Source organism: uncultured Campylobacter sp., assembly GCF_938017615.1.
Taxonomy (GTDB): domain Bacteria; phylum Campylobacterota; class Campylobacteria; order Campylobacterales; family Campylobacteraceae; genus Campylobacter_B.
Window position 1 is genome coordinate 1 of the sequence record NZ_CALIJA010000046.1, and the last position, 3,584, is coordinate 3,584.

Sequence of the window (3,584 nt, forward strand, 5' to 3'; positions counted from 1 at the left end):
AAAATTTAGGCGCGGCTTGAGTTTTGATTTGCAGCTCCGCGCGAGCTTCTGCGGAATAAAATTTAGCGATCAAATTTGCTATTTAAAAAGCCCTTTGAGCTTGCCGAAAAGCGACTTTTCGCCGCCTGCGCAGGTTTCGTCTTCATGATCTTCTGCGGCGGAATTTTCGCTGCCGCCTTCTATCGTATCGCCGCTGCAAGGGACGGAATGCTCGCCGCTTTCTTTCATTGCGCCGCCATCCGCTTCAGCCGCACTGCCGTCGCTCGTTGCATTGGCGCCGCGCAAGGCAAAATTCTCTCCGCCCGTAGTATCTCCTCCGCCTGTCTTATCTCGCTCTATCGCCTCGCCGATCTGCTGCGCGGCGATTTCCGCATAGATCAGCGCGCCCTGCGTATCGCAATTAAAAAGATTTGAAAACGACTCGGACCTATTTAGATCGATCGGATTGGGCTCAACCACTTCGGTAGCCTCAAGCAGCCCTACTCCAAGCTCTGCGGCAGAATTTAGCGCCTTTAAAAACACGGGCAAATTCTGCGCGTAAAACTCATCTATCGCCTCTTTTATCTTGCCGTCCGCTTCATAATCGCGCAGCAGTTTCTGCACGTTATCGGCGCCAAGATACGCGCCGCAGCAGTAGTTTTCGACGATCTCGTTATGAATTTCGCCGCTAAATTCCGCTAAAAATTCCTTCGGCAAAACCTCGCGCCAATCGCTTATATAGGGTTTAAATTTAAAGCTTTGCGCCGCCAAAAAGCTAAACGCCGTGCCGCGCGTGTAAAAATACTCTCTAAAATAGCCCTGCGTCACGGCAATGTGAAATCCGTGCGTTTTATTAAAAATCCCCTGCGTGCCGTACTGTAGCGCCGAGCGGAAGCCGTCCGCGTATTTTTCTGCGTAAAATTCATCCATCCCCGCTTCGCGCGCGATTTTAGCGATAGCCTCAAAATCACCCTTTTGCGCGAGCTTTAGCGGCTTAAAATACCACTGCGAAATTTCATCTTTGCCGATCGCGTGATAGCTTATGTCGTAGCCCACTCTCTCTCCTTTTAATCTTTCAGATCAATCTGCGGGTGCCAATACAGCGACTTTGAAATTTTACGAAATTTCATCGTGGCGTTCAGACCATTTGAGGTGCGGTAGCTAAGCACCAACTCGTCCTTATCGCTCTTAGGCGCGGTGATCTTGTAGCGGCTCGCCCACGCGATCTTAAAAAGCTCCTTTTGCAAAAGCGGATCCCCGTCGTGCAGCGGCACTACGTTTGCGTTTACGCCGTTGAGCTGCACCGCGCTGATCTGAATCTCTTTAGGATAGGAGGTGAGCAAAAACACCTCGTCCTCCGCGGCGTTTCTAAGCTCGGGCGCGACGGGATTTAGATAGGTCGCCACTCCCAAATAGCGATCTCCCGCGCGCACCGATTCAAATTTTTGCGTATAGGCCAAAAACTCGTTTTTAAGCGGATCGTGACGGGGATCGTTTGCGGAGCAGGAGTTTAAAAATAGCGCTAGCGCGGCTAGGAGTGAGCCCTTTAGCAGGCCGTTTAGCGCGCCGCTAAAATCAAATTTCTTCATCGATTTTCCTTTGAAATTTTAGGCGCATTTTAACGAATTTTGCTTTTTAAAAGGCTAAATTCGCTACAATCTGCTCATCTTAAAAAGCCGGATTTTAAAAATGAAAAGACTTGTTATCGCATTTTCAGGCCCTTCCAACAGCGGCAAAACGACGCTAATTTGCAAGATCGCTAAAATTTTTATCGCTAGCGGGCTGCGGATCGCGATCGTAAAGCACGATCCGGGCGATAAGGCGCGCTTTGACGTAGAGGGCAAGGACAGCGCCAAATTTAGCGAGCTCGGCGCCGAAACCGTCGTGATGAGCCCGACGCGAACGAGCTATTTTTCGCAGCGCTGTATGCAGATTGACGAGGTCGTGCGGATGCTAGGCGAGTTTGATATCTTGCTCGTAGAAGGGTTAAAGACGCTGCCGCTACCGCGCATAAGCCTATTTCGCGACAAGATCGATCCGGCGTATCTGCCATTTTCGGACGCGATCGCTTCAAATTTAAGCGGCGAGCAGATGGATAAATTTTGCCGCGTAAATTTCGACATCAACGACGCTGCGGGCATTAGCGAATGGATCTTAAAAAACGCCAAAAAAATGTAAAGGAATAAAATGCAAGAGATCGTAAAATCAATCCAAAATATCGCGCTACAAATCGCCGAGGAGCTGAAATACGCGGACTTCGGCTACACAGATCATCACAACAGCACGGGCGATACGCAGCTCAAACTCGACGTAAAAAGCGACGCCATAATCGAGGCGGAATTTCGCGAAAATCCGCTCGTACGCGCCCTAATCAGCGAGGAGAAAGAGGAGGCGCTAGAGCTTCGAAAGGACGCGCGCCTAATCATCGCCTATGATCCGCTTGACGGCTCGAGCTTGGTGGACGTAAATTTCGCCGTGGGCTCGATTTTCGGCATCTACGAGGATGAAATTTCGCCCGCAAGCTTAAAAGCGGCGATCTATTGCATCTACGGGCCGCGCCTTGAGATGGTCGTTTGCGAGGACGCGCCGAAGCTCTACCGCCTAAATCGCGAGGGCAAATTTAGCTTCGTAAAAGAGCTGCGCCTACAGCAAAAAGGCAAGCTAAACGCGACGGGTGCGACGCAAAAGGGCTGGAGTGAGTCGCACCGAAAGCTCGTGCGGGTACTGTTTGATGAGGGCTACCGCCTGCGATACAGCGGTGCGATGGTAAGCGACCTGCATCAAATTTTATTAAAAGGCGGCGGACTTTTCAGCTACCCCGCTACCAGCGATCATCCGCAAGGCAAGCTTCGCGTAACATTCGAAGTGCTGCCGTTTGCGTTCATCTTCGAGCGCGCTGAAGGCGCCACCAGCGACGGCGTGAACAGCTCTCTTTTACAGCTTAAAATCGAGAAAATCCACCAAAGCAGCCCTTGCTTTTTCGGCTCGAAGTATGAGATCGCGAAGATGCATGAAATTTACGGCGAGAAAAATTGATGGCTGATACCGAGAGCAGCGCGCCGCGCGACGTTTATGACGAAATTTTAGATAAAAGCTTAGCCGCGCTGCAAGCGTGCCAGGCGGAGCATAACCTCACCAGCTGCCTGGAGTGCGAGAAGCTGCTAGATTGCGCGGTGCGCGACAAATACGTCAAGGCGGTTTATGAAAGTATGTCGCACGGCGCGACGGGGGATTTTTCGTTTTAAATTTAGCTATTGCGATCGCGGAATTTTACGAAGCAGGCTATTTAAAGCTCTTGCGGCGCGAGGTTTTGCAAAGCGAGCTTTGCGCGCAAGATCTCTGTAAACCAAGCCGCGGCGCGGAATTTGCTCTGCGGCGTAAATTTAATCCATCGGCGCGCAAGTTCTTGCTTTGCAGTGTAAAATTTGCTCCGCTGCGAAACGATAAAATTTACGGCGCATTTAGCCTCGCGGCGGAGCTTGCTCTGCATGCAGGTTTTGCGGCGCGTCTGTTTTGCGGGCAAGGTTCTGCGACGGGCGATAAAATTTAAAATGAGGGCGCGGTTAAATTTCAAATGCGCGGCTAAATTTAAAGCGGGCGATCGG

General features: G+C 51.0%; 6 protein-coding genes. 3 read left to right on the plus strand and 3 right to left on the minus strand.

Features of this window, described 5'->3' with window-relative positions:
* Positions 1-78 precede the first annotated feature (78 nt).
* Together Q0620_RS02045 and Q0620_RS02050 are read right to left on the minus strand one after the other, a co-directional pair.
* On the minus strand, positions 79-1,035 hold the full coding sequence (locus Q0620_RS02045; protein WP_298783007.1) for a hypothetical protein: 957 nt from the start codon (positions 1,033-1,035) through the stop codon (positions 79-81).
* 11 nt (positions 1,036-1,046) lie between these two features.
* The gene (locus Q0620_RS02050; protein ID WP_298783008.1) at positions 1,047-1,568 is read right to left on the minus strand and encodes a hypothetical protein; all 522 of its coding nucleotides are present in this window, start codon (positions 1,566-1,568) and stop codon (positions 1,047-1,049) included.
* A 100-nt stretch (positions 1,569-1,668) separates the two neighbouring features.
* Between Q0620_RS02050 and mobB the strand changes: the two genes are divergently transcribed.
* Genes mobB through Q0620_RS02065 form a run of 3 tightly spaced genes read left to right on the plus strand, consistent with a single transcriptional unit; the run spans position 1,669 to position 3,224 of the window.
* Positions 1,669-2,157 carry a molybdopterin-guanine dinucleotide biosynthesis protein B gene (gene mobB / locus Q0620_RS02055; RefSeq protein ID WP_177387733.1) on the plus strand — a complete coding sequence of 163 codons (489 nt, stop codon included), beginning with the start codon at positions 1,669-1,671 and terminating at the stop codon, positions 2,155-2,157.
* Between the two features lie 9 nt (positions 2,158-2,166).
* Positions 2,167-3,015, plus strand: coding sequence for a class 1 fructose-bisphosphatase (locus Q0620_RS02060; protein WP_298783009.1), 849 nt, complete (start codon positions 2,167-2,169; stop codon positions 3,013-3,015).
* The gene (locus tag Q0620_RS02065; protein ID WP_295151906.1) at positions 3,015-3,224 is read left to right on the plus strand and encodes a hypothetical protein; all 210 of its coding nucleotides are present in this window, start codon (positions 3,015-3,017) and stop codon (positions 3,222-3,224) included. Before Q0620_RS02060 ends, Q0620_RS02065 begins: the two co-directional genes overlap by 1 nt.
* Positions 3,225-3,265: 41 nt before the next feature.
* On the opposite strand, the gene Q0620_RS02070 is transcribed toward Q0620_RS02065, so the two are convergent.
* Positions 3,266-3,584, minus strand: a 319-nt coding sequence (locus Q0620_RS02070) for a hypothetical protein (RefSeq protein WP_298783010.1), incomplete at its 5' end; no start/stop codon positions are given.

Bases quoted from the DNA above. Each gene is read 5' to 3' on its own strand.
- mobB (WP_177387733.1), top strand. From the start codon at position 1,669: ATGAAAAGACTTGTTATCGCATTTTCAGGCCCTTCCAACAGCGGCAAA.
- Q0620_RS02050 (WP_298783008.1), bottom strand. From the start codon at position 1,568: ATGAAGAAATTTGATTTTAGCGGCGCGCTAAACGGCCTGCTAAAGGGC.
- Q0620_RS02060 (WP_298783009.1), top strand. From the start codon at position 2,167: ATGCAAGAGATCGTAAAATCAATCCAAAATATCGCGCTACAAATCGCC.
- Q0620_RS02065 (WP_295151906.1), top strand. From the start codon at position 3,015: ATGGCTGATACCGAGAGCAGCGCGCCGCGCGACGTTTATGACGAAATT.